The organism is Sphingomonas sp. FUKUSWIS1, from assembly GCF_000733135.1.
Classification (GTDB): Bacteria; Pseudomonadota; Alphaproteobacteria; order Sphingomonadales; family Sphingomonadaceae; genus Sphingomonas; species Sphingomonas aerolata.
Genome location: NZ_JPJC01000120.1, coordinates 43,901 through 63,713, shown reverse-complemented (window position 1 = coordinate 63,713; position 19,813 = coordinate 43,901). Strand labels below are relative to the sequence as shown.

At 67.6% G+C, this 19,813-nt stretch carries 17 protein-coding genes and 1 pseudogene; 10 read left to right on the top strand and 8 right to left on the bottom strand.

What is annotated here, in order from left to right; genetic code table 11:
- From sphsw_RS18815 to sphsw_RS08585, 3 genes and pseudogenes are all read left to right on the top strand, one after another.
- Nucleotides 1–686: pseudogene (locus tag sphsw_RS18815) on the top strand (ABC transporter ATP-binding protein); the annotation flags it as partial.
- Nucleotides 676–1,767 carry an efflux RND transporter periplasmic adaptor subunit gene (locus sphsw_RS08590; RefSeq protein ID WP_031440246.1) on the top strand — a complete coding sequence of 364 codons (1,092 nt, stop codon included), beginning with the start codon at nt 676–678 and terminating at the stop codon, nt 1,765–1,767. The pseudogene sphsw_RS18815 and the gene sphsw_RS08590, both read left to right, overlap by 11 nt.
- Complete coding sequence (locus tag sphsw_RS08585; RefSeq protein ID WP_042466879.1) at nt 1,764–3,167, top strand: TolC family protein; 1,404 nt, start codon at nt 1,764–1,766, stop codon at nt 3,165–3,167. Before sphsw_RS08590 ends, sphsw_RS08585 begins: the two co-directional genes overlap by 4 nt.
- 17 nt (nt 3,168–3,184) lie before the next feature.
- Here sphsw_RS08585 and sphsw_RS08580 read toward each other — a convergent pair whose 3' ends face one another.
- The 4 genes from sphsw_RS08580 to sphsw_RS08565 form a co-directional block, all read right to left on the bottom strand.
- Nucleotides 3,185–5,053: a gamma-glutamyltransferase family protein gene (locus sphsw_RS08580; RefSeq protein WP_031440244.1), complete on the bottom strand. Its 1,869-nt coding sequence runs from the start codon at nt 5,051–5,053 to the stop codon at nt 3,185–3,187.
- Between the two features lie 83 nt (nt 5,054–5,136).
- The gene (locus sphsw_RS08575) at nt 5,137–6,309 is read right to left on the bottom strand and encodes an MFS transporter (protein WP_031440243.1); all 1,173 of its coding nucleotides are present in this window, start codon (nt 6,307–6,309) and stop codon (nt 5,137–5,139) included.
- 137 nt (nt 6,310–6,446) lie between these two features.
- The gene (locus sphsw_RS08570; protein ID WP_052149305.1) at nt 6,447–7,808 is read right to left on the bottom strand and encodes a sensor histidine kinase; all 1,362 of its coding nucleotides are present in this window, start codon (nt 7,806–7,808) and stop codon (nt 6,447–6,449) included.
- Nucleotides 7,805–8,482, bottom strand: a complete 678-nt coding sequence (locus tag sphsw_RS08565; RefSeq protein ID WP_031440241.1) for a response regulator transcription factor — start codon at nt 8,480–8,482, stop codon at nt 7,805–7,807. The genes sphsw_RS08570 and sphsw_RS08565 overlap by 4 nt, the downstream gene beginning before the upstream one ends.
- A gap of 149 nt (nt 8,483–8,631) precedes the next feature.
- Here sphsw_RS08565 and sphsw_RS08560 point away from each other — a divergent pair, with 149 nt between their 5' ends.
- The 5 genes from sphsw_RS08560 (at nt 8,632) to sphsw_RS08540 (ending at nt 15,036) form a co-directional block, all read left to right on the top strand.
- Entirely contained in the window at nt 8,632–9,927 is a 1,296-nt protein-coding gene (locus tag sphsw_RS08560; protein WP_081874233.1) for a glycosyltransferase family 4 protein, read from the top strand.
- 95 nt (nt 9,928–10,022) lie between these two features.
- A complete protein-coding gene (locus tag sphsw_RS08555) occupies nt 10,023–10,928 on the top strand; it encodes a lysylphosphatidylglycerol synthase domain-containing protein (protein WP_052380886.1) in 906 nt (301 codons plus the stop codon).
- 28 nt (nt 10,929–10,956) lie between these two features.
- Complete coding sequence (locus sphsw_RS08550) at nt 10,957–11,781, top strand: hypothetical protein (RefSeq protein WP_235188331.1); 825 nt, start codon at nt 10,957–10,959, stop codon at nt 11,779–11,781.
- Between the two features lie 87 nt (nt 11,782–11,868).
- Entirely contained in the window at nt 11,869–14,322 is a 2,454-nt protein-coding gene (locus sphsw_RS08545) for a prolyl oligopeptidase family serine peptidase (RefSeq protein ID WP_031440237.1), read from the top strand.
- 60 nt (nt 14,323–14,382) lie between these two features.
- Nucleotides 14,383–15,036 carry an SOS response-associated peptidase family protein gene (locus tag sphsw_RS08540; protein ID WP_031440236.1) on the top strand — a complete coding sequence of 218 codons (654 nt, stop codon included), beginning with the start codon at nt 14,383–14,385 and terminating at the stop codon, nt 15,034–15,036.
- A 103-nt stretch (nt 15,037–15,139) separates the two neighbouring features.
- On the opposite strand, the gene sphsw_RS19745 is transcribed toward sphsw_RS08540, so the two are convergent.
- The 3 genes from sphsw_RS19745 to sphsw_RS08525 form a co-directional block, all read right to left on the bottom strand.
- Nucleotides 15,140–15,721, bottom strand: a complete 582-nt coding sequence (locus sphsw_RS19745) for a hypothetical protein (RefSeq protein WP_159511613.1) — start codon at nt 15,719–15,721, stop codon at nt 15,140–15,142.
- Between the two features lie 12 nt (nt 15,722–15,733).
- Complete coding sequence (locus tag sphsw_RS08530) at nt 15,734–16,156, bottom strand: hypothetical protein (protein WP_031440234.1); 423 nt, start codon at nt 16,154–16,156, stop codon at nt 15,734–15,736.
- 179 nt (nt 16,157–16,335) lie between these two features.
- The gene (locus sphsw_RS08525) at nt 16,336–16,794 is read right to left on the bottom strand and encodes a membrane protein (RefSeq protein WP_031440233.1); all 459 of its coding nucleotides are present in this window, start codon (nt 16,792–16,794) and stop codon (nt 16,336–16,338) included.
- A 192-nt stretch (nt 16,795–16,986) separates the two neighbouring features.
- Here sphsw_RS08525 and sphsw_RS08520 point away from each other — a divergent pair, with 192 nt between their 5' ends.
- Nucleotides 16,987–17,358, top strand: coding sequence for a hypothetical protein (locus sphsw_RS08520; protein ID WP_031440232.1), 372 nt, complete (start codon nt 16,987–16,989; stop codon nt 17,356–17,358).
- A gap of 66 nt (nt 17,359–17,424) precedes the next feature.
- Here the strand turns inward: sphsw_RS08520 and sphsw_RS08515 are convergent, their stop codons facing one another.
- On the bottom strand, nt 17,425–19,299 hold the full coding sequence (locus tag sphsw_RS08515) for a sensor domain-containing phosphodiesterase (RefSeq protein WP_235188330.1): 1,875 nt from the start codon (nt 19,297–19,299) through the stop codon (nt 17,425–17,427).
- Nucleotides 19,300–19,615: 316 nt separating this feature from the next.
- Here sphsw_RS08515 and sphsw_RS19740 point away from each other — a divergent pair, with 316 nt between their 5' ends.
- A complete protein-coding gene (locus sphsw_RS19740) occupies nt 19,616–19,774 on the top strand; it encodes a hypothetical protein (RefSeq protein WP_156363512.1) in 159 nt (52 codons plus the stop codon).
- The last annotated feature ends 39 nt before the right edge of the window (nt 19,775–19,813 follow it).

The window sequence follows — 19,813 nt, the reverse complement described above, 5'->3', positions numbered from 1 at the left end:
CCGCCGATGGCGCGGTCCGGCTCGAGGCGGTCGAAGTGGAGGGTGCGCGCTTCGACTTCTCGCTGGCGGCGGGCGAACAGCTCGTCACGCTGGCGGATGGCGGGGCGGAACGGTTGCTGGCGATGGTGCTCAAGCGGCACATCGTGCCCGAGCGCGGGCTGGTCACGGTCGGGGGCGCCGACATGGCGACGTTCGACATGTACCTGTTGCGATCCGCGGTGATGGTGCTCGACCGGCCGACGATCGTCGAGGTGACGATCCGCGAATATCTGTCGCTTGCCGCGGCGGCGGGATCCGACCCGGGCGGGATGCTCGAAGTCCTCGATGCCGTGGGCCTGCGTGAACGGGTTGCACAGTTCCCGCACGGGCTCGACACCCCGCTTGCCGCGTCGGGCTATCCGCTGGCGATCGGCGAGGTCGTCGCGCTCAAGCTGGCCAGCGCGCTGCTCGTGCGACCACGCGTGCTGATGCTCTCGCAGCTGTGCGACCTGATCCCCGCGGAGCGGCTGGCGGACGTGCTGCGTCGGTTGAAGGCAGCCGGGACGACCACCCTGCTGTGTACCGGCCGGCCCGAAGACATCGTCCTTGATGGCTGGTTCCGGCTCGAACCGCATCGCCAGCGACGCTTCGCCACCCATGCCGCGCTGATCGCCGACGCGCATACGGAGTCGAACGATGCCGTATAGTCCCGATCGCGTCGCACATTTCCCGACACTGGCGAAGATGCGCGCCCCGCGCAGCGCGGTGACGGTCGCGTGGCTGCTGTTTATCGGCATCGCGGTCGCGATCGCGATCATGGCGCTGGTCCCCTGGGTTCAGACCGCCAATGGCACCGGCCAGGTCGTCGCGCTCGATCCCGACGATCGCCAGCAGCAGGTGACGGCGTTCGTGCCGGGCCGCGTCGAACGCTGGTACGTGCATGACGGACAGCATGTCGAACGCGGCGATCCGATCGCCCGCGTCGTCGATCTCGACCCCGATCTGCTGTCGCGTCTGCGCGCCGAACGGGCGCAGGTCGAGGCGGAGATCGCCGCGGTCCAGCAAAGCCGCGCGGTCGCCGGCATCGACGTTTCGCGTACCGCGCAGCTGTTCGCCGAGGGGCTGGCGGCACGGCGCGACTATGAGCAGACCCAGATCAAGGTCGCCGATGCAGGCGCCAAGCTGGCCGAGGCGCGCGCCAAGCTCAACCGGATCGACATCCAGCTCAACCGCCAGTCCGCCCAGATGGTCCGCGCACCCCGCGACGGTCGCGTCCAGCAGCTCAACGCCACGACTGGCGGATCGATGGTGTCGCCCGGTACGGTGCTCGCGGTGATCGCGCCCGAGCGCGTCGAACGCGCGGTCGAGCTGTTCGTCGACGGCCGTGACGTGCCCGTGCTGCGTCCCGGCCGACCAGTCCGCCTCGAATTCGAGGGCTGGCCTGCGATCCAGTTCAGCGGCTGGCCGTCGGTTGCACAGGGCATGTTCGACGGCCGCGTCCGCACGATCGATCCCAATGCCGCGCCAGACGGGCTGTTCCGCATCCTGGTCGAGCCCCAGCCCGGCAAGCCCGCCTGGCCCGCGCGCGAATTCGTCCGGCCCGGCGGCAAGGTGCGTGGCTGGGTGCAGGGCGAGACGGTGCTGGTCGGCTATGAACTCTGGCGCCAGCTCAACGACTTCCCGCTCGAATTCGGCCGGCGTCCGGCCGCGGCAGCCTATGGCGCGGCAAAGGGCGAGGCCAAGGGCATGGACGCGAAGGCCTCCGACGAGGAGGGCGGCAAGAAGTGACCCGCTTCCTCGTCGCGCTGCTGATGCTGCTGTCCCCGGTGGCAGCGATCGCGCAAGCCGCCCCACTGACACTCGACGAGGTGCTGCGTGCCTCCGCGCGGTCGGCCCCGCAGATCGTCGAGGCACTCGCGCGCGTCCGCCAGGCGGAGGGGCGATCGCTGTCGGCGGACGGCGCGTTCGACACGGTGTTCGACGTCGACGGCAAGTCGCGCGTCGCGGGCTATTATGACGGCACGGTGGTCGAGAGCCGTGTGACGCGGCCGCTGACGACCAATGGCGGCTATGTCTATGGTGGCTACCGCGCGTCACGAGGCACTTTTCCTGTCTATGAGGATCAAGCCTATACCAACCGGCTGGGCGAGGCCAAGGTCGGCGCGCTGTTCGCCCTGCTGCGCGACCGCGTGGTCGACGAACGCCGGACGCGGCGCAGCGTCGCCGGCGCGGACATCGACGTCGCACGGTTCGAGGCGCAGATGGTCGCGATCGGCGTTCAGCGCCGCGCGGTCGACGCCTATCAGGCCTGGGTCGCCGCAGGGTTGCGCCTGCGTGCCTATCGCGACCTGCTCGACCTTGCCGAGCGGCGGCGCGGCGCGATCGGGCGGCTGGTGACGCTGGGTGCACGACCCGAGATCCTGTTGACCGAAAACGACCAGAACCTTGTCCGCCGGCGCGCGCTCGTCGTGCGTGCCGAACAGGATATCGCCACCGCCGCCAACTCACTTTCGCTCTATCTGCGCGACGATGCGGGGGCGCCGCTGCTCGTATCACCCGACCGGCTGCCCGCGGACACGAGCGCACTTGCCGGCGTCGCGCCGACCGGATCGAGCGCGGCAGCGGTCGCGCGGCCGGATTACCGGGCGATCCTGACTCGGATCGATCAGTCGACCGCGCGGCTGATGCTGGCGGAAAACGATCTGTCGCCCCGGCTCGACCTGCGCGGCGAAGTCGGCAAGGATGTCGGCCCGGTCGGTCTGGGCGGACCGAACCGCACGCCGCTCGAAGCGGCGGTCGGCTTCCGCTTCAGCGTCCCGCTTCAGAATCGCGCCGCCAAGGGACGCGTGGCCGAAGCCCGCGCCGAGATCGACGCACTGGCACAGCGCAGCCGCTTCCTTCGCGACCAGATCGCAATCGAGGTCGAAGGCATCGTCATCGCGGTCGGCGCGACCGAACGGCTTGCCGGGATCGCGGAGGAGGAACGCAGCCTTGCCGACCGGCTCGCTGTCGCCGAACGCCGCCGCTTCGAACTGGGATCGGGCGACTTCTTCCTGGTCAACCAGCGCGAGGAGACCGCGACCGATGCGCGCGTCCGCCTGATCGACGCGCAGGCGCGGATCGCCTCCGCGCGCGCCGAGCTCGCCGCCGCGACGGCCGACCGTGTCGCACTGGGGCTGGACCGCTAGGCCCCGCCCCGGCTCACTCAATAGGCCAGCGCGCAGCCATCGGCGCGCATCTCGCTCGCCGCGGCATAGACGCGGGTGTTCCCGTCCATCCGGTGTTCGACACATTCATAGCGCCCGAAGCCGCCATCGGGATCGCCGATCGTCCACCCCATGTCGACCAGCCGCTTCCGCGTCGCGATCGGCACGCCGGTCTCGAGCCGGAGCAGCCCCGTGGGCCCGAGCCCGGGCGTATCCTCGCCCATCGATTGCGACGATCCCTCGTGATGCCAGCGCGGCGAATCCCCTGCCGACTGGATTTCGAGCCCATAGTCGACGCGGTTGACGATGATCTGCGTCTGCCCCTGCGGCTGCATGTCGCCGCCCATCACCCCGAAGCTCATCCACGGCGCGCCCTTGCGCGTCGCGAAGCCCGGGATGATCGTCTGGAACGGCCGCTTGCCCGGCGCATAGATGTTCGGATGACCGTCCTTGAGACTGAACAGCTGCCCGCGATCCTGAAACATGAAGCCAAGGCCATCGGCGACGAGGCCCGATCCCATCCCGCGGAAATTGGACTGGATCATCGACACCATCATGCCGTCCTTGTCCGCGCAGCTGAAATAGGTGGTGTCGCCGTGGCTCGGCGCCTGCCCCGGATAGACCGGGGTCAGCAACCGGTCGGGGCGGATCAATTTGGCGCGCTGTGCGGCATAGTCCTTGGAGATCAGCCACTCGACCGGCACCTTGGCGAAGTGCGGATCGGCATAATAGCGCGCGCGATCCTCATAGGCGAGGCGCTTGGCCTCGGCCTGCAAGTGGATCGACAGCGCGGACTGGAAGCCTGCACCCTTCAGGTCGAACCGCTCGAGGATGTTGAGCATCTGTAGCGTCGCCAGCCCCTGCGTGTTCGCGCCGAGCGCGTGGACGGTCGTGCCGCGATAGTCGGTCGTGCTGGGCGCGATCCATTCCGAATGGTGCGCGGCGAGGTCCGCCGCCGACAGCCACCCGCCGATCCGCTTGAAGTAGCGCTCGATCGTCTGCGCGATGTCGCCCTCATAGAACGCATCGCGTCCACCGCTGGCGATCGCGCGATAGGTGCGTGCGAGGTCGGGGTTGCGGAACACGCCCCCCGCCGCCGGCCCCTTGCCGTCCGCCAGCCCATAGGTACGCAGCGCATTGACGGACTCCTCCAGCCCGTTCCCCGGACGGCGAAACGCGGTGAGGCTGCGGCGGATGTAATAGGCAATGATGTCGGGCACCGGCGCGCCCGCTTCGGCGAGCGCGATCGCGGGCTGGAACAGGTCCGCCCAGGGCAGCTTCCCGTAGCGCTGGTGCATCGTCCACCACGCATCGACCGTCCCCGGCACCGACACGCTAAGTGCGCCGAGCGGCGGCAGTGCGCCGTTCCTGGCGCGCGATCGCACCGTTTCCAGGCTCAGGCCGCGCGGCGATGCGCCCGACCCCGCGAGGCCGACCACCGCCTTGGCCTTGGGATCCCAGATCATCGCATAGGCATCCCCACCGATCCCGCTCGACGTCGGCTCGAGGAAGCCGAGACACGCGTTGATCGCGATCGCCGCATCGACCGCCGACCCACCCGACCGCAGGATGTCGATTCCCGCCTGCGTCGCGAGCGGATGCGCGGTCCCCGCCGCGCCGTTGAGGCCGTAGACCGCGGTGCGCGACGCGAAGCTCGCGCCGATCGGCCGGTCGCCGGCATGGACGTCGGGGCGCAGGAAGCGCTCCTCGCCGGGCGCCCAGAATGTAGGATTGGTATCCGTCGCGGGTGCTGCCCCCTGACCCGGGCCGGGGGCGGGGTCGGTGCTGGCTGTACCGCGCTGCGCAGATGCGAGTGTCGGAAGCAGCGCCGTCGCCGGCAGCGATGCGATGAAGGTGCGACGATGCATTGGCGAACTCCCAGGACCCGGCATGGTTGTTGCCCGCAGGGGCGATCGGCGCAAGTGGCTGAAATCGGCGGCGCGTCGACGGATCAGCGCCGGCGTCCGGCCGCGACGACCTGAAGCAGCACCGCCGCCGCGGACAAGGCCGCGCCCAGGCCCGTGACCGCGACCCAGCCGTCCATGTGCCATGCCCAGGTCGCGCCGGCGGATCCCGCCGCGCCGCCGAGGAACATCGCCCCCATGAAGATCGTGTTGAGCCGGGCGCGGGCCTCGGGCCGCAGCGCGTAAACCACATGCTGGTTGGAGACGAGCGCGCTCTGCACACCGAAATCGAGCAGGATCACGCCGACCACCAGCCCGGCAATCGAACTCCACAGCGCAAAGACCGCCCAGCTTGCCAGCGTCAGCACGGCCCCGAGCAGGATCACCAGCCTGGGACCGCGGCGGTCGGCGATACGCCCGGCGACCGGCGCGGCGAGCACGCCGACCGCGCCGACCACCCCGAACAGACCCGCGATATCCGCCCCCAGACCGAAGCGCGGACTCTGCAGATGGATCGCGAGGATCGTCCAGAACACGCTGAACGCGCCGAACAGCAGCGCCTGCGTGATGGCGGCCTTGCGCAGCGCGCCGAACTCCCGCCAGAGACCGCCGAGCGACCGCAGCAGCCCTGCATAACCGAGATCCGCGGTCGGGACGCTGCGCGGCAGCCGCAACGCCATCACCACCCCCGCGCCAAGCGCCATCGGCACGCCCAGCCAGAACATCGCTCGCCACCCGGCATGCGTCGCGACGAAACCCGCCAGCGTCCGGCTGAGCAGGATGCCGCACAACAGCCCCGCCATGACCGTCCCGACCGTTGCACCGCGTCGTTCCGGGCTTGCGAGATGCGCGGCGAACGGCACGACCTGTTGCGCGACGGTCGACAATATCCCGACGAGCAGCGACGCGGCGATCAGCATCGCCGCGCTCGGGGCGATCGCCGCGAGGATCAGGGCCGCGGCCAGCCCCAAGAACTGCACGACGATCAGGCGCCGGCGTTCGACCAGGTCGCCGAGCGGCACCAGCAGGAACAGCCCCGCGGCATAGCCAAGCTGCGTCGCGGTCGGCACCAGGCTGGTCGCGGCCCCGGGCAGGTCGCGCTCGATGATCCCCAGCATGGGCTGGTTGTAATAGATATTGGCGACGGCAACGCCGGCCGCCGCGGCCATCACGAACGTCAGCCCCCGACCGAGATGGTGTCCGCCCGGCGGGCCTGGCATCGACGCATCCGGCTCCAAGGGGCCACGGTCGTCCGCAATACTCGTCATACCAAATTCCTCTGCGACCGCGTGCCCGCTATGTGGACCATGGTGCAATGCCCGATAAGAGCGCGTCAGTGGCGAAGATGGGGTCGCGATCAGCGGCGCATCAACGCGGTGCGGAAGGTAATCGCGAACCGGGTCCGCCCCGGCCGCGACGCGAGCACCACCCGCGTCGCGTGCGCCTCCGCGACCTGCGCGACGATCGCCAGCCCCAGCCCGCTGCTGGCGGATGCGGCACGATCGCGTTTCCAGAAACGGCGAAAGATCGACGGCTGATCCGCCTCGGGGATGCCGGGGCCGTCGTCGCAGACCGCCAGCGTGCCGTCTGTCCCGATCGTCACGTCGATCCGACAGCCAGGACCGCTATGCTTGACCGCATTCTCGATCAGGCAGCCCAGCGCCTTGGCGATCCAGGCCGCATGGCCCGCGACCATCACGCTGTCCGCCTCCGTCGACAGCGCGATCGACTTGCCCTGACGGATCGCCAGCGGCGCGATCGAGGCCACGCCGTCGGTCGCTATCGCGACGAGATCGACCGATGCCGCGGTATCCAGCGCGACGGTTTCGAGCTCGGCGATCTCCAGCACCTGCTCGACGATGCGGCCGAGCGTGTCGAGATCGCTGCGCAGCGTCGCTCGCAACGTCGCATCCTCGACCTCCTCAACACGAAGCCTGGCCACCGCGATCGGCGTGCGCAGTTCGTGCGCCGCATCGGCGATGAAGTCGCGCTGCATGCGGTAGCTCGACGTCAGACGCTCCAGCAGCGCATTGACCGCACGCGCGAGCGGACGCACCTCGGCCGGAAGCCGGTCGTCATGCAGCCGCAAATCGAGCGGCAGCGCATCGTCCGTCCGCAGCGATGCGGAGGCTCGCCGTACCGGCGCGACCGCACGCCGGATGATCAGCACGTCGATCGCCAGCAGAACCAGCAGGACCGGCGTCACGATCGCCAGACCGTAGAGCAGGAACTGCGCCAGCAGGTCGTCGAGAATATAGTCCGGGTGGGTCAGGTTCTGCAGGACGACGATCCAGACACGCGCGCTCCCGACGCGCACCGGGCTGCTGGCGCCGGCATAGAAGGCGTGCCGCGACTGCCGGCGGAAGAAACGCTCCTCGTCGCTCAGCGGGATGGCAGCGAGCGGCACCAGGATCGGCGAGTCCGACCGGAACAGGACCGCACCACGCGGATCGACGATGCGGAATGCAAAGCCCGCCCCCGGCGCGAACACCGCGGCGCTGGTCCCGTCCTGGGTCAGGTGCAACCTTCCGGTCGCGTCCTGCGACAGCGCCTGGCGCAGGGCCTGGGCATGGACGTGGACCGTCTGATGCTGGATCCGCGCCGCCGTCGTGTCGAGAAACAGATAGACCCCGCCGGCCACCGCGACGGCGGTGATCAGCACCGCGATCGCGTGCCAGCGCAGGATCTGCGCCATCAGCGACCGTGGCGGCCGCGTCACGCGTCCCGCTCCAGCATCATGTAGCCGACTCCTCGGACCGTAACGATATCCGCGGTCGCCTGCGACTCCGCCAGGCGACGCCGCAGCCGGTGGACATAGACCTCGACCGCATTCGACCCGAGATCGTCGGCGAGCCCGAACAGCAATTGTTCGAGATGCTGCTTGGTCACCACCCGGCTCGTGCGGCGGATCAGCCCGGCGAGCACCTCCAGTTCGCGCGCGGACAAAACGGTCGGCCGGCCGGCAACGGTGACCTCGCGCGTTGCCGGATCGAACCGGACATTGCCGCAATCGATCGTCCGGTCGACAATCGTGCCGCTGCGCCGGAGCAGCGCCTGGATGCGCGCGAGCAGTTCCTCGGGCGCGAACGGCTTGGCGAGATAGTCGTCGGCCCCCGCCTCAAGCCCGGTCACGCGGTGTGCGACGCTCGCCCGCGCGGTCAGCGCGATGACCGGCGTGGGATCGTCGCGGTCACGCAATTCGCGCACGACCGACAGGCCATCGCCGTCCGGCAGCCCGAGATCGAGGATGACCGCGGCATAGCGCGTATAGGACAGGATCAGCCGTGCATCGGCGGCCGTCGCGGTCGCGTCCGCGGCATAGCCCGCCTCGCCGAGCAGCCGGATCAGCATCGTGACCAGATCGGCATGGTCCTCGACGATCAGGATCCGCATCGACGCTCCCCGGTCGGGCTGCCCGGAGCGCACCGCCCGCGCCGATGGCCGCCTGTAAGGCTGGCGTAAGCCGGACGGGATAGGCCGACCGATCCTCGATCCCGATCGATGTCGCGCGATGCGCCGTCAGCAAAAATCAGAGTGTCTCCATGTCCGATATCCTTGGCCCGTTCGAACGGCTTGCAGCGACCCGCGCCGCGGTGTCCCGCGTCCGTGCGGCGCCCTACCAGCCGCGCCGGGTCGCCCTGTTCTCGGGCAACTACAACTATCTGCGCGACGGCGCCAACCAGGCGCTCAACCGCCTTGTTGGGTATATTGAGCGCGACGGCGTCGACGTCCGGGTCTATTCACCGACATCGCCCCGCCCCGCCTTTGACCCCAAGGGCACATTGGTGTCGGTCCCGTCGGTTCGCATTCCGGGTCGCGGCGAGTATCGGCTGGGGCTCGGATTGCCGGCGGCGGTCCGGCGCGATGTCGAATGTTTCCGCCCCGACATCGTCCACCTGTCCGCCCCCGACTGGACCGGCGTTGCCGCGCAGCGGCTGGCGCGGACGATGGGCGTCCCGGTCGTCGTCAGCCTGCACACGCGGTTCGAGACCTATGCGCAATTCTATGGTGCGGGATTGATCCGGCCAACGATGGAACGGCATCTCGACCGGTTCTACACCGGCAGCGACGCGATCCTCGTGCCCACCCCTCCCATCGCCGCCGAGTTTTCCGCCAAGGGGCTTGGCGAGCGGACACGTCTCTGGGGTCGCGGGGTCGATCGCGACGCCTTCTCTCCGCGCCACCGCGACCTGGCCTGGCGCCGGCACATGGGCATCGCCGACACCGACATCGTCCTGCTCTTCTTCGGCCGGCTGGTCCGCGAGAAGGGACCGGCGCTGTTCGCCGACATCGTCGACGCGGTTCGCAAGGGTAGCGGAGATCTGTGCGGATCATCCGCCACGATCCGGGCCGTGATCGTCGGCGACGGGCCCGAACGGGACTGGCTAACGCGGCGCCTGCCGGACGCGATCCTCCTCGGCAGCCTGTCGGGCGACAGACTGGCCCGCGCAGTCGCCAGCGCGGATATTTTCGTCAATCCGAGCATTACCGAAGCCTTTGGCAACGTGACGTTGGAAGCGATGGCATCGGGATTGCCGAGCGTGTGCGTCGACATCCCCAGCGGACGCAACCTGCTGCGCAAGGAAACGGGCATGTTCTTCGCCGCGAACGATCTCGATGCGGCGGTTGCCGCGGTTCGCCGTCTTGCGCTGTTCTCGGATCTGCGCGCGTCGATGGGCCGGGCCGCACGTGCGGCAAGCGCGGCCTATGACTGGGACACGGCGTCGGCGATGGTCCTCGACGCCTATCGTGCGCTATTGGGCACGGACACGGTGTCGGCAACCGCCGATCCGGGTGCCGCGCCGGCACTCTGGCGGAACCGGTTGGCCGCGGGCTGAGCGTCATGACAGAACAGTGCAGCGCCCGGACGCCGTCAGGCTGGCGACGTCTCCTGTCATCGTCGTCGGTGCGAACGGCAGCCGCTGCTGCCGCGATGCTCGCCGTCGTCGCGATCGCCCTGTCGGCGCTCGCAAGCCTGCTCGACGGGGTCGACTGGACCGACATCCGCGACGCGCTGACGCGGATCGGCTGGGTCCGGCTGCTGCTCGCGGCCGGGATCACCGCAACCAGCTACGGCGTGCTGACCGGCTATGACGTGATCGCGCTGCGGGTCATCGGGCGACGCGTCGCCTATCCCCGGGCGGCGCTCGCCTCGTTCACCAGCTATGTTTTCAGTCACAATTTCGGGTTCGCGCTGCTGACCGGCGGAACCGCACGGTTGCGGATCTACCGGCCCGCAGGGCTGACGATCGGCGAAGTCGGTCATGTCATGGTGCTGACCGGCCTGACCTTCTGGTCCGGGGTGCTCCTACTGCTGGGGATCGGGCTTGTCGCCAGTCCCGACAAGCTGGCGATTGCCGGCATTGCGATGTCCTACCCGGTCCACGCCGCGATCGGCACGGCGAGCCTTGCCCTGCTGGGCGTAGTGCTGATCCTGCTCCACCGGCGTGGCGGTCGGATGATCGTCGCATTCGGCCGCTCGATCCCCGTGCCTCGCACGCGGCAGGCGCTGATCCAGATGATGCTGGCGAGCATCGATCTCGTCCTCGCGGCGCTGGTCTTGATCGTCCTGCTGCCCGGCGCGTCGCTTGCCCTGCTTCCCGGCCTGTTGCTCGGCTATTTGGTGGCGATCACGACGGGACTCATCACCCACGCGCCGGGCGGCGTGGGCGTGTTCGAAGCGGTGATGCTGGCAAGCCTTCCCGAGATCGACCGCGCGACGCTGTTCGCCGCCTTGCTAGCCTATCGGATGGTCTATTTCCTGATCCCGCTGGCCATCGGGATGGTGCTGTTCGCGCTTCATGAAGTCGACCTGCGGGCCCGCGTAAGGTCGGCGTAAGTCGGCGCGGCGATGAGCGCATGTCCTCATGCTCCAGCCATCGGAACCCGTCACCATGATCATCCGCGCGCGGCCCTGCGCCCCGTTCTCCCTCGCAGCGTTCTGCGCCCCCGCCCTCCTAGCCGCCAGCACCGGTGCGGCCGCGCAAACGCGATCGGCAGACGCCCAGCCGGTGCCGGGCGCGACCGCGATCGCGGGGGCGACGTCCGCGGCGATCCCCGCCATCCCCGAACCGATGATCTTTGACATGGTCCGGCCACTCGGCGCACGGCGCGGCGAGCTCGAGACCAACACGCTCGCCCAGGTCAATCTCAGCGGACCGTCGCGCCATGTCGAATGGGCTCCCGAGGTCGAATATGCGGTCGCCGACGGCTTTGCGGTCGAGCTTGAGCTGCCGTTCACCAATGGCCGGCCGACCGATCTCAAAATGGGGCTGCAGGGGACGTTCGGCACGTTTCGCGGCGGACGCAGCATCCACGGCGTCCAGTATCTCGGGCTTCACAATCGCAGCGACGGGGGCTGGTCGAGCAGCCTGGTCTATCTGCTCGGCAACCGCTTCGGCGAACGGTTGAGCACGATGACGATGATCGGCGCGGGCGACGTGACGCTCAGGAGCACGAAGGGCACCGGGCTGATCGTCAATCACTCGACATTCTGGGATGTCGATAACGGCACCGTGCTCGGGTTCGAGGTAAACCGGCAGACGGGGGCGAGCGGCCATTGGCTCCTGATGCCACAGCTGCACCGCGCGATCGGGCGGAAGGTCTCGGCGCAGATCGGTGCGGGCGCCGAACGGGCCGTGTCGGGTCCATTCCGACCGCGCGTCGGCCTGCGCATCATCCGCGAATTCTGAGGTGCCAGCTGCCACGCAGGCCGGGCCCGCTGGTGCCGGCACGCCCGACATGCCACACCCCTGACATATCAGAACAAGGGGTTATGAATGCGCGCCAGTGCCTGTTTGATCGCTCTCCTCCTCGTCACGACCAGCGCGGTCGTCTCCGGCGCCAGCGCGCAGACGCCGGGCACGCCCTATCACCGCGCGCCCGATGCGATCGCACGGGCGCTGGAGACACCCCCGACCCCGGGCGTCTCGGTCAGCCCCGACCACCGGACGCTCGCGATCCTCGGTCGCGAGAATCTTCCGTCGATCGCCAATCTGTCCAAACCGATCCTGCGGCTCGGTGGCTATCGCATCGATCCCGCGACCAACGGCCAGGCCGAGGTCCGCGTGCAGTGGCTGAACGCGCTGCAGTTCAAGAATCTGGCGAGCGGCAAGACCATTAATGTCGCGCTGCCTGCCGGACTGCGCTTTGCCGCACCCGACTGGTCGCCCGACGGCAGCCGCCTCGCCTTCTACGCGCAGCAGCCCGACGGTCTCTCGCTGTGGATCGCCGAGCGTGACGGCAGTGCGCGCATGGTGGCCAGGGACCTGAACGGGACGTTCGGCACGCCGTTCACCTGGATGCCCGACAGCACGGCGCTGATCGCCTACACCGTCCCCGCGAACCGCGGCCCCGCGCCCGTTGCCGGCGATACGCCGACGGGCCCCGTCGTCCAGGAAAGCGCGGGCCGATCGTCGGCGGCGCGCACCTATGAAGATTTGCTCGGCGATGCGCAGGACGAGGCCCTGTTCGATCATTATTTCACGGGCCAGCTCCTCCGGATCGCGCTGTCGGGCGCCACCCGGCCGATCGGGGCACCCGGGCTCATCACCGAGTTCAGCGTCTCGCCCGACGGCCGGTATCTGCTGACCGAACGGCTCAAGCGGCCCTATTCCTATCTGCTGCCCGCGCGCTATTTCCCGACCGAGATCGCCGTCGCGACGATCGATGGCCAGCGGGTACGGACGCTGGTCGATCGCCCGCTCGCCGACGATCTTCCGGTCGACTTTGACGCCGCCGTCAAGGGACCGCGCGAGGCGATGTGGCGATCCGACGCCCCCGCCACGCTCGTCTGGGCGGAAGCGCTCGACGGCGGCAATCCGCGTGCGAGGGTCGCCTTCCACGACGTGGTCAAGATGCAGGCAGCACCGTTCGAAGCGGCGCCGGTCGATCTGGCGATGACCCCGGCGCGCTATGCGACGACCTTCTGGGGCGATGACGGCTTCGCGATGGTCGTCGATCGCGAATGGCGGTCGCGGACCGAACACCGGCTCGCGGTCGCACCGGCGCGACCGGGCCAGGCGCGCACGCTGCTGACCCGCAATTATCAGGACCAATATGGCGACCCGGGTCGGCCGGTCGTCGAATCGAACGCCGCGGGCAAACCGGTGATGCGCTTCACCCCGGACCATAAGGCCGTCTACGTCACCGGCGACGGTGCGACCAAGGCGGGCGCCTTCCCCTTCCTCGCGACGCTGCCGCTTACAGGCGGCGAACAGACGCGGCTATGGTCCGCCAAGCCGCCCTATTACGAAACCGTCGTCGCGATGCTCGACGATACCGGGCAGCGCATTCTCACGCGCCGCGAAAGCGCAAAGCTCGCTCCCAATTACGTCATGCGCAGCGTCAGGGGCGGCAGCGCCAAGCCGGTCACCGCGTTCGCCGATCCTGCCCCGGTGTTCGCGGGCGTGACGCAGCGCACGATCACCTATCCCCGCGCCGACGGGCTTGCACTGTCGGGGTCGCTCTACCTGCCCGCGGGCTATGACGCGAAGCGCGACGGGCCGCTGCCGACCTTGCTCTGGGCGTACCCCGCCGAATTCACCGATGCGAAGGTCGCCGGGCAGACCGTCGACCAGGGCAATCGCTTCGTGCGCCCACGCGGCATCAGCCATCTGTTCCTGCTGACCCAGGGCTATGCGATCCTCGACAATCCGGCGATGCCGATCATCGGCGAGGGCGGCACGGAGGCGAACGACACCTACGTCAAGCAACTCCAGCAGGATGCGCAGGCGGCGGTCGATGCCGTCGTCAAGCTCGGGGTCGCCGACCGGACCCGCATGGCGGTCGGCGGGCACAGCTATGGCGCGTTCATGACCGCCAATCTGCTCGCGCATACCGATCTCTTCCGCGCAGGCATCGCCCGATCGGGCGCATATAACCGCACGCTGACCCCGTTCGGATTCCAGGCCGAACAGCGGACCTATTGGCAGGCGACGCCGACCTATACCGAAATGAGCCCGTTCACCTATGCCGACCGGATCAAGGCGCCGATCCTGCTGATCCACGGCGGCGCGGACGACAATAGCGGCACCTTCCCGATCCAGTCCGAACGCATGTACGCTGCGCTCAAGGGCAATGGTGCGACCGTGCGCTACGTCGTCCTGCCGAACGAGCCGCACGGCTATCGCGCGCTGGAGTCGACCGAAGAGACGCTGTGGCAGATGACGGACTGGCTAGACCGCTATGTGAAGCCGAAGCCGGCGCCGGAGACGGCGGAGCGCCAGCCATGACCGGGTGTCGTGCCTTTCCGCAGGCTTGCGCGACGGCCGGTCGCATCGCATCGGCACTCCATGTGTAATCGCGCGCGGTTCGAGGGCGAGCCCGAAACCCTGACCGAAGTCTTTGGCGCGGGCTGGCTGACGCCAAGGCCGATGGATAACCGGTTCAATCCGACCGAGCTCTATCCCAAAAGCCGCGCCTATGTGATCCGCGAACAGGACGGGGCCCGCGGGCTCGATGTGATGCAGTGGGACGTGACCGCCGGGCAGGCGCCATGGCCGATGACCAATGTCCGCAACCTCGCGCTGCCGCAGTGGAAAGCGCTCGCGGCGAACCCCGAAAACCGGTGCCTGATCCCGCTCACCGAATTCTGCGAATGGACGCCCGACCCCGTTGATCGCGGCGACGGGAAAAAGCCCATCAAGGGCGAGATGTGGTTCGACGTCATCGACCAGGACGTGTTCGCGATCGCCGGATTCTGGCGCCAGATCGGCGAGCAGCGCTATTTCGCGATGGTCACCTGCGACGCGAACGAACTGGTCGTGCCGATCCACCCCAAGGCGATGATCACCATCCTGCATCCGGAGGATCACGCGCTCTGGCTCACCGGTCGCTACGACGACGTCGTCGCACTGCAGCGCCCCTATCCGGCCAGCCGGATGACGGTGCGCGGCCCCGTCTTTCCGACCCGCACCGCCGCGCCAACGGGCCGCACCCTGCTATAAGTGTCGAACTACCCAGCGCGGCATCGGGCCGCGCGCCGACGCCAAGCGGCAATCACCTGCAACCATGATCAGGCGGGCGGCGTACCGCCCGCCTGACCGATCGTCACTTGGGGGCGGACGGCGCGGCGGGCGCGACCGTGGTGGCGACAGGCGTCGCGGCGATCGGCGCACCCGGCGACGCCACCGTCGCGGCCGGGGATTTCATCGTCTGGCGGATGAACACGGTCTGGTTGATCTGCTCGAACGCCGTCTGATAGACCGACACGTCGTAGATCGGCTCTTCGTCCTGCGCCCCCGAGCCATAGACGGTCGATTTGACTTTCCCCATGACGAAGCTCAGCCGCACATGCGTCGTCGACGGGCTGGTCTGCTCGATAAAGGCCGAGACGATCGGCGTCTTCTTCGATTTACCGAAACCGGTCCACAGGCTGTACGACATCTTGCCCTTGGTCGAGGCGATGCCGGTGATCAGCCCGGTGTCCTTGTCGGCGGCCTGGATACGATAGCCCGAATCCTGCAGCACCGACATGACGGCGCCAAACACCTGATCCTTGCTCGCCTCGATGTCCCGGCCCTGCAGCTGCTGCAGTTCGAGCGACGACATAACGACCGGCTTTTTTGCAAGGACGACAGACGCGTCGAGGCATGCACCCGCCATGGCGAGCGCTACGATAAGCTTCTTCATTGATATTCCCCCTTAGAACGAACTGCTGCGGCTTTGGAAATCGCTGACGACCTTGTTCGCGTCGAACTTGATCACGAGTGTCATGGCGCGCGACGACTGGCTCGACCGCGACTTCTTGTTGCTGAACCCCAGACCGCCCAGCCCCGCGCCGCCGCCGCCACCACCGCCGCCGAACAGGCCGATCGAAAACCCCGATGTCTTGTCGTAAGACACCGTGGCATGGCGGTCATAGACCCACATTTCCTGTCCGGAACCATCGATAGTGGTAATGTTCGGTCCGCCAAACGCCTCGATGATCTGTGCCTGAGTCGTGGTGCCGACCTTCAGGTTCATCTGCACCATGCCGTGCGTCAGCGTGTTCGGATCATCCTTCGCCAAAGCCCCTGCTGGAACCGTCGCCGCAAATGCCGCAGCCAGAATGATTGCTCGAATCATAGATCCCCCCGTAATATCCCGCGCTTATCACTGTTGTTTGTGCGCGAGAAGGTGGAGCCGGAGGCAATAGATCGATATCTGATGTATTGTGACGAAGCGAAGTATTAGAATAGCCAGATCTAGTCGGAGATCGTGCCGTCAGCGGAAGCGTGGTGGCCGCCGCTGACGGCGATCCGGCGTCAGGCGTGCGCCGGCCTGGCGTGAACGATCGCGGTCGCCGCGGACATCAGGATCGCGTCCTCGACGAACCCGGTGCTCGTCTGCCCCCAGCGTTCCATCGCCCATTTGCGGGCGGCGAGGCCACCATAGGATGACAGGATCGCCGCACCGATCCCGAGCGCTGCGCCCGTCAGCTGACGCTTTGGCGGGGCGAGCGCCGCGCCGGCAAAGCCGCCCGTGATCGTGCGCGCGAGCAGACCGAGGAACACCGTACGATCGGGCGCGGTCTTCATCTTGTCGCCGGCCATTTCGGCCGCGGCCATCGCCACGCCCCCGGCGGTGATCAGCGGCATCGCCATCAGACGCGCTCCAGCGGTGTCCTCGGGGAGCGTGCCGCGCTGGGCGGCGCCGGCCAGTGCAGCAAGCGGCGTCATCGCACGCTGTCCGGCCACCAGGCCTATCAGAAGGGAACGAAGCATAAGGGGATCCTGTCGGTTGGAGCGATTGTCTGATCTGCCTCGTCAACGGATGACACCGTCAATGCGCTCCATCGCTGCGCGCCGCTCGATCCTGCACCGACCCGGGCATCACCCCGATACGTAGAGCGGCGCCCGCAAACGCGCTTGAACGTCCCCGATTTGCGCATATGCCGGAATGCATTGGAGCGAACGATGAATGATCCGGCGAATACCAAAAGCGCGGCGTGGGACGGGACTCTGGTCAAAACCTGGCTCGAGCGACGGCTTGCCGCGGCGAAGCTTGACCAAGCAATGGCGGACCGGCGCGGCTACGAGGCGCAGGACGATTATGACAAGGCGGCTGCCGAGGAATGGGCCTGCCGGGCGCTTCAGGCACCGGACTGCACCGCGGATCAGGCCGGTTTTGCAAAACGGCTCAAGGACTTGATCGCCCAGGAAGACTATACCGCAACCGGCATCTATGACGATATCCGGTTCCAGCGCCATGTCCGCAGCCAGCTGCGCAAGATTGCCAAGATGGCCAAGGCGAATGAAGGGTTCGAAAAGACGCTCCGCTACCAGTAAGGCCGAGCCATGGGTGCCGCGCCACCCCGGCTCGCGAGGTACGCCGGCACTAGACCGGCCGCATCCTCACGAGGCCCGTGCCATCCCGCCACTGCCGACACGCCGCGCCTCGCGCTGCCCGTGCATCGTCAGGAGCGCAGTCGTCGCATCCCGGTCGACGGCGGGGGAAAATACGAATCCCTGGCCAAGCACGCAGCCGATCGCGCGAAGCTGCGCGATCTGCTGATCCGACTCGATTCCCTCCGCGACGATCCGGATGCCCATCTTCTTGGCGACACGGATCAGCCCTTCGACGATCGTCGCGCTGACGCTGTCGGGTTCGAGATGATCGACGAACGCCTTGTCGATCTTGATCACGTCGACCGGCACCGTCAGAAGATGCGTGAGCGAGGCGAACCCGGTTCCGAAATCGTCGAGTGCAACCCGGATGCCGTGGTCACGCAGTGCGCGGATCGCCTCCTGGATCGCCTGGTCGCCTCGGCCCATATACACGGTCTCGGTGACCTCCAGGATGACATGCTCGAGCGAGACGTCATGGCGTTCGAACGCCGATGCCAGCACGCGCGCAATCGCCCCGCCGCTCAAATCCTCCGACGAGACGTTGATCCCGACATGCTGGACCGCGAGACCCAGATCGAGCCAGGTCCGGATGTCGGCGGCGACAAGCCCCATCATCCTCTCGGTCAGCGCGGTCGAAACCCGCGCATCGCTGGTGGCTTCGTGGAACGCGGCGGCGGAAATGATCCTGTCGTCAATGCGCATCCGGCACAGCGCTTCCAGACCGACGATCTCACGCGTGTCGAGCCGGAAGATCGGCTGGTAATAGGCCTCGATCCGTCCGTCGCAGAGTGCTGCGCTGACATCGCGGATCGCGTGCAGGCGCCGCGTCATGCTCGAACCCAGCGCGGCCGAATACATCACGAAGCTGCCGCGCGCGGTATCCTTTGCGTGATACAATGCGAAATCAGCGTTCTGGCGCACAGGGTCGGTGACGGGATCGCCCGCGATATAGACCGCGCCACCGATGGTCGCGCGCGGCACGACGATCTGGCCGCCGCAATCGGCGGGTCGGCCCAGCGCATCGAGGATCCGCTGCGCGATCGCATCGGGTTCGGCCAGATCGTCCGCCGACTCCAGGATCAGCGCGAATTCGTCGCCGCCGACCCGAAAGGTCCGCCCGGGCTCCCCCGCCGCCGCGATGCGCTGACCGACGATTCGCAGGACAGCATCGCCGGCCGGATGCCCGAACGTGTCGTTGATCACCTTCAGATTGTCGAGATCGAGCACGAACAGCGCCCAGCGCTCGACCGCCCGTTCCCGGATATCGGCCAATGCCGCATTGAAGGCGGCCCGGTTGGGCAGCTCGGTCAGTGTGTCGGTAAAGGCGCGCCGCTCATGTTCGACGACGCGATTATGGCGGTCAATGGCGATCAGGCAGAGATGCAGGCAATGCTCGACGAGCACGCGTTCGAACGCCGTCGGCCCCCGCGCTTCGCGGTAGTAAAAGGCAAAGGTCGCCACGGTAACGCCGTCCGGATTTGATATCGGACTCGACCAGCAGCCGCGCAGACCAAGCGGCGCCACCAGATGCTTGAAATCGGCCCAGCGCGGATCGGTCGCGATATCCGCGACGCTGACGTCGGTGCCAAGATACGCGGCGGTGCCGCACGACCCCGCCAGCGGCCCGATCGCGGCGCCATCGATCGCCTGCGAATACGACTCCGGAAGACTGGGGCCGGCCAGCGGATGCATCCTGCCCGCGCGGTCGACCGTCAGGACCGAACAGATCACGCCGGGCACCAGCTGCTCGACCTTCTCGCATAACGACCGGCAGGTCACGTCCAGACTCTCGCCCCGTGCAATCCTCTTGAGTATCGCGTTCTGGAGTTGCAGCACCACACGCTGGGTATCATCACCGACTGGATAGGATAGATCGGTCATGGAGAAATCATAAGCCATGGATGCATCTGAGAACAATTTCTATTTACTTTTCATGAACATCCCAAACGGCTATAGTTCAGCCCGATTTGGCATGTATCCATTCGTCAACGGACGCGCACCCAGAACTGTACTGCACGAGCCCTCCGGAGTCCGACCGACACGCACGGACTTCGCCACGGATTGAGGGTCCTTAGCCAAAGAACATATAGCGAACAATAGGTCTTGTCGCGATCTGGTCCCGCGCCTAGGACGCCGCATGGCTGGCACTCGCCGGCGGCGGAACACACGCGGGCGATGCTGCGCGAGGGGCTTGACGATGACGGACGCAGATCGGTGCTATTTCGAACGGCGAGCCGAGCAGGAAATTGCAATGGCCGCCGCCACCGAAGATCCAAGCGCCTGCGCCCGCCATTACGAACTCGCGAACCTGTATCTGTCGCTCATTTCGGAAACGCCCGTCAGCACGGCCGCCTGACGAGGACACCGGCATCGGTCAGGCATCCAAGTCGCGGTG